The organism is Gemmobacter sp., from assembly GCF_016792925.1.
GTDB lineage: Bacteria > Pseudomonadota > Alphaproteobacteria > Rhodobacterales > Rhodobacteraceae > Gemmobacter.
In genome coordinates this window covers 1-5,457 of record NZ_JAEULU010000072.1, presented here as the reverse complement: position 1 = coordinate 5,457, position 5,457 = coordinate 1, and the positions used below count along the sequence as shown (strand labels likewise).

Sequence of the window (5,457 nt, the reverse complement as noted above, 5' to 3'; positions counted from 1 at the left end):
GCTGCGACCTCGGCGATGCGGGCGGCGGCGCGGGCGATGCCCGGATGGGCCGAGGCCGCAAGGCGCACCGGCGTGCCGTTCCAGTAGATGCCTTCCAGATCGGCAAGGGTGACGTGGCCGGGGGTCAAGGTGTGCGTCATGTCAGACCTTCTGTCCTTTGAAGTAGCGGGCATGGAGGGGGTTGAAGCCGATCGGATTGACCAGCTCTGCCGGGCTATGGGCGTTCCAGATCGCCAGATCGGCCGAAAGGCCGGGGGCGAGGGTGCCGGTTTCCGCGCCAAGGCCAAGCGCCCTGGCGGCGGCGCCGGTGGTGCCGTGCAGCGCCTCGCCGACAGTGAGGCCGAACAGCACCGCCCCCATGTTCATCGCCATCAGAAGCGAGGTCATGGGCGAGGTGCCGGGATTGGCATCGGTGGAGATCGCCATGGAGGCGCCCGCCGCGCGCAGGGCGGCCACTGGCGGCAGGCGGGTTTCGCGCAGCATGTAGAAGGCGCCGGGCAGCAGCACGGCCACGGTGCCCGCCGCCGCCATCGCCTGCGCATCGGCCTCGGTCAGATATTCCAGATGATCCGCCGACAGCCCGCCGCGCGCCGCCGTCAGCGCCGCCCCGCCCTGCCAGGACAATTGCTCGGCATGGAGTTTCACCGGCAGGCCAAGCGCCTGCGCCTTGTCGAAGACCTGCGCGATTTCGGCGGGGGTGAAGGCCAGATGTTCGCAAAAGCCATCGACGGCATCCACCAGCCCCTCGGCATGGGCGGCCTCCAGCCCGGCCAGAACCACGCGTTCCAGATAGCCCGCGCGGTCGTCGCGATCCTCGGGCGGCAGGGCATGGGCGGCGAGCCATGTGGTTTTGATGCGGACCGGGCGCAGCGCCTCCAGCGCGCGGGCGGCGCGCAGCATCCGCATCTCGGCCTCGACCGTCAGGCCATAGCCCGATTTGATCTCGACCGTGCCGACGCCTTCGGCCAGCAGGCTGTCCAGACGCGGCAAAGCCTGCGCCACCAGCGCCTCAAGGCTGGCCTCGCGGGTGGCGCGCATGGTGGAGACGATGCCGCCGCCCGCCGCCGCGATCTGGGCATAGCTGGCGCCCTCCAGCCGCATCTGGAATTCGGCGGCGCGGTTGCCGCCATAGACGAGATGGGTGTGGCAGTCGATCAGCGCAGGGGTGACGAGGCGCCCGCCGCAATCCTCGATCCGGGCGCCGGGCGGGGCGGAGAGGCCCGGCCCCAGGGCGGCGATTCGCCCCTCTGCGATGAGGATGGCGCCGGGTTCGGCGGCGGCCGTCGCCGTGCTGCCGCTGAAAATCAACGCATTTTCAAGGAAAAGGGGGGCAGCTTGATCCGTGGGCATCTCGGCGCTTCCTATTGCGATGGATTAAGTATATACATAAACAACAGACCCTGCATAGCCCCCGGCGGAAAGAGCGATGAAAATGACCCAGGCGATCTTTGCGCAGACGGCCTTGCTTCCCGAAGGATGGGCGCGCGATGTGCGGCTTGTCTGCGCGGGCGGGCGGATCACCGGGGTGACCCCCGGCGCGAGGCCCGCGGCGGGGGATGCGGTGGTGGAAACCCTGATCCCCGGCCTGCCGAACCTGCATTCGCATGCCTTCCAGCGCGGCATGGCGGCACTGGCCGAGCGGCGCGGCGCCTCGGCGGACAGTTTCTGGACATGGCGCGACATGATGTATCGCTTTGCGCTTGGCCTCTCGCCGGAAGGGATGCAGGCGATTGCGGAAATGGCCTATGTCGAGATGCTGGAGGCGGGCTTTACCCGGGTGGGCGAGTTTCACTATCTGCATCACGACCGGGATGGCCGCGCCTATGCCGACCCGGCCGAGATGTCGCGCCGCATTCTCGCCGCCGCGACCGAGACCGGCATCCATCTGACGCATCTGCCGGTGTTCTATGCCCATTCCGATTTCGGCGGCGCCGCGCCGGGGGAGGGCCAGCGGCGCTTTCTGCATGATCTGGACGGTTTCGCCCGGCTGACCGAGGCGCTGCGCAGCGCCCTCACCCGCCCGCTGGACCGGCTGGGCATCGCGCCGCATTCGCTGCGCGCCGTGACGGGCGAGGAGCTGGCCCTGCTGGCACAAACCCATCCCGAGGGGCCGATCCATCTGCATATCTCGGAGCAGATGCGCGAGGTGACGGATAGCGTGGCCCATAGCGGGCAGCGCCCGGTCGAATGGCTTTTGACCCATCAGCCGGTGGATGCGCGCTGGTGCCTGATCCATGCCACCCACCTGACCGAGGCCGAGCGGCGCGGGATTGCGGCCTCGGGGGCGGTGGTGGGGCTGTGCCCGATCACCGAGGCCAATCTGGGCGATGGCCTGTTTCCGGCCACCGAATTTCTGACAGAGGGCGGGCGGATCGGCATTGGCACCGACAGCAATGTCGAGATCACCGCCGCCGGAGAGCTGCGCCTGCTGGAATATGGTCAGCGGCTGGTCCACCGCCAGCGCAATATTCTGGCCGGGGGCGAGGGTTCGACCGGGGCGGCCCTGCTGCGGGCCAGCCTGGCGGGCGGGGCGCAGGCGCTTGGCGCGCCGCGGGCCGAGATTGCCGCCGGGGCGCCCGCCGATCTGGTGGCGCTGGCGGATGCGGTGGGCCTGCCCCCGCAGGGCGAGCGCGAGATCGACCGCTGGATCTTTGGCCGCGACATGGCGGTCAGCAAGGTCTGGGTGGCGGGTGCGCTGATGGTGAGCGAGGGGCGGCACCTGCGGCGCGACGCGGTGGCACAGCGCTATCGCCAGGCGGTGCCGGCCATCCTGCACGGGTGTGGGGGCGGCGCGCGGCCGCCCCCCCCCCCCCCTGCGCTGCCCTCAGGTCAGGTCAGGCCCAGAAGGTGCAGCGCCAGCCCCAGGGCGGCCGCACCGCCCAGAACCAGCGCCATACCCAGTTTCAGCCGGAACACCGCCACCAGCGCCACCACCGACAGCGCGGCGGCCAGCCAGTCGATCGAAGCCGGCACCGGCAGCTCCAGCGCCAAGGGGCCGGTCTCCAGACGCCAGACCTCGCGCCAGATCACATGGATGGCGAACCAGATCGCCAGATTGAGGATCACCCCCACCACCGCCGCCGTCACCGCGCTGAGCGCGACCGACAGCGCCTTGTTGGCGCGCAACCCCTCCATGAAGGGCGCGCCAAGGAAGATCCAGGCAAAGCAGGGCGCGAAGGTGACCCAGGTGGCCAAAAGCCCGCCCAGCGTGCCCGCCAGCAGCGGCATGGCCCAGCCCGCCTCGCGGAAGGCCGCCATGAAGCCCACGAATTGCAGCACCATGATCAGCGGCCCCGGCGTGGTTTCGGCCATGCCCAGACCATCCAGCATCTCGCCGGGTTGCAGCCAGCCATAGGTGCCGACCGCCTCTTGCGCGACCCAGCCCAGCACGGCATAGGCGCCGCCGAAGGTCAGCACCGCCAGTTTCGAGAAATAGCTGGCAATATCGGCGAAGACCGTGCCGGGCGCGAGCAGCAGCAGCGCCGCCACCGGCAACAGCCACAGGACCAGCGCCACCGCGCCCGCCCGGAAGGCGCTGGCCCGATGCGCGCCGGTCAGGTCGCCATGCTCCTCGCCCAGCAGGGTTGCGGCATCCTCGACATGCGATTTGCCCACCGCGCCATGGCCGCCGCCGCCCTGAAACTGCGCCAGCCCCAGCCGCGCCCCGGCCCAGCCGATCAGCGCCGCCGCAGCAATCAGCAGCGGAAAGGGCGCGCCAAAGGCAAAGATCGCCACGAAGGAGGCCAGCGCGATCATCTGCATGGCGCGGTTCTTCAGGGCGCGCTTGCCCACCCGGACCACGGCCTGCAACACGATGGCCAGCACCGCCGCCTTCAGCCCGAAAAACACCGCCGAGACAAAGCCGACATCGCCCCAGACGGCATAGATCCAGCTGAGGCCCATGATCGCCAGCACGCCCGGCAGGATGAAGAGAAGCCCCGCGACCAGCGCGCCGCGCACGCCATGCATCAGCCAGCCGATATAGGTGGCAAGCTGCTGCGCCTCCGGCCCCGGCAAAAGCATGCAGAAGTTCAGCGCATGCAGGAAGCGCCCGTCTCCCAGCCAGCGCTTTTCCTCGACCAATATGCGGTGCATGACCGCGATTTGCCCGGCAGGCCCGCCAAAGGACAGCGCGGCGATGCGCGCCCAGACCCGGGTTGCCTCGGCCAATGTGGGGAAATCCGGCGGTGGAGCGTTCTGGTGCCCGTTCATTTTGTCTTGCCCGTGTTCTGTGCCCAATTGTGTTTCTCGTCCATGGCATCGCGCGCCCAGCGATAGAAGGCGTCGTAAAGCAGCATGCCCGCCTCCAGCTGCGCCAGATCATCCGAATACATCCGCGACAGCCCGAGCGAGGCCGCCAGTAGCCCCGCACATTCCGGCGCCAGATCCAGCCGCGCGGTATCGGCCCCCCGCACGATCAGCGCCAGCCGGTCCAGAGCGGGGGTCGACAGGCCAAATTCGGCCAGCAGCACGTCAAAGGTGCAAAGGTCGCCCCGATGGCTCCAGAACACATCCTCGACATCGAAGGGCATGGCGCCAAAGCGCTCGGCCACGCCCTGCACCTCGGAGGGCGCGACAAACAGGAAGACGGCGCGCGGGTCGATGAAGCGGCGGATCAGCCAGGGGCAGGCGATGCGGTCGATCTTGGGGCGCGCGCGCGTCACCCAAAGCGAGCGGCCCTGCCCGTCGCGGGCGGTGATCTTGCCCGCCTCGATCAGCGGCAGGCCAGCGGCGGTCCAGGCCGCCTGACCGCCGATCAGATATTCGGCCGGCACGCCCTCATGGCGCAGCCAGGCCGCGGTGCCCTGGCTCAGCCGGTGGCCTTCGGCACAAAGAACGACGACAGAGGTTTGCGCCGCAGCCAGGTCGCGGGCCAGGGCCGACAGCGCCGCCGGGGCCAGATCGGCCTCGGCCAGCGGGCGCGCGCCGGGCAAAAGCCGCGGATCGGCGGCGCGGATGGCCTCGCGGCGCACATCCAGCAGGATAGGGGATTTGGGCGTGCCCAGCAGGCGGGCAAGCTGGTCACAAGACATGGCATCAGGCGCAGGCATCTGCGATCCTCCCTGGATCGTGTTTCACTGACGGGAAACGCGATCTTCGGCTGGCGCCTCGTGGGGTGTTCGCGCGACCCCATGCGCCACGCTTCCCAAATTCCGCCCGGTGCTGTCAAGACCAAGACCGCGTTCCGGGCGCGTGCCGGTCTGGCAGATGCCCCGCGCCGCCCGGCATCGAATGTTGCAAGCGGGTCGGCCTGTGGCTAAGCTGATCCGCACATTCTCACGTATTGGTTGCCCATGCCTTCTTATTCCCAGTCGGCCCGCCTTGGGCGTCTTTCGACGGTCCTTGGGTCTGATGTTCTTGTTCTGCAACGGTTTTCCGGTCAGGAGGGCATGTCGGCGCTGTTTGCTTTCGAGGTGGATTGCCTCGCGGCCAGCGCCGAGATCGACTTTGACGCGC

At 69.1% G+C, this 5,457-nt stretch carries 3 protein-coding genes and 1 pseudogene; 1 reads left to right on the top strand and 3 read right to left on the bottom strand.

What is annotated here, in order from left to right:
* Window positions 1-141 precede the first annotated feature (141 nt).
* Window positions 142-1,350, bottom strand: a complete 1,209-nt coding sequence (hutI, locus tag JNN06_RS03920) for an imidazolonepropionase (protein ID WP_291238293.1) — start codon at window positions 1,348-1,350, stop codon at window positions 142-144.
* A 76-nt stretch (window positions 1,351-1,426) separates the two neighbouring features.
* On the opposite strand from hutI, the pseudogene JNN06_RS03915 reads away from it, so the two are divergent.
* A pseudogene (locus JNN06_RS03915) lies at window positions 1,427-2,761 on the top strand (formimidoylglutamate deiminase); the annotation flags it as partial.
* A 68-nt stretch (window positions 2,762-2,829) separates the two neighbouring features.
* Here the strand turns inward: JNN06_RS03915 and chrA are convergent.
* Entirely contained in the window at window positions 2,830-4,212 is a 1,383-nt protein-coding gene (chrA, locus tag JNN06_RS03910) for a chromate transporter (RefSeq protein ID WP_291238292.1), read from the bottom strand.
* Entirely contained in the window at window positions 4,209-5,051 is an 843-nt protein-coding gene (locus JNN06_RS03905; protein WP_291238291.1) for a sulfurtransferase/chromate resistance protein, read from the bottom strand. The genes chrA and JNN06_RS03905 overlap by 4 nt, the downstream gene beginning before the upstream one ends.
* Window positions 5,052-5,457: the final 406 nt, after the last annotated feature.

Excerpts from the sequence above, each read along its gene's own strand:
- hutI (WP_291238293.1), bottom strand. The coding sequence starts at position 1,350 with ATGCCCACGGATCAAGCTGCCCCCCTTTTCCTTGAAAATGCGTTGATT.
- JNN06_RS03905 (WP_291238291.1), bottom strand. The coding sequence starts at position 5,051 with ATGCCTGCGCCTGATGCCATGTCTTGTGACCAGCTTGCCCGCCTGCTG.
- chrA (WP_291238292.1), bottom strand. The coding sequence starts at position 4,212 with ATGAACGGGCACCAGAACGCTCCACCGCCGGATTTCCCCACATTGGCC.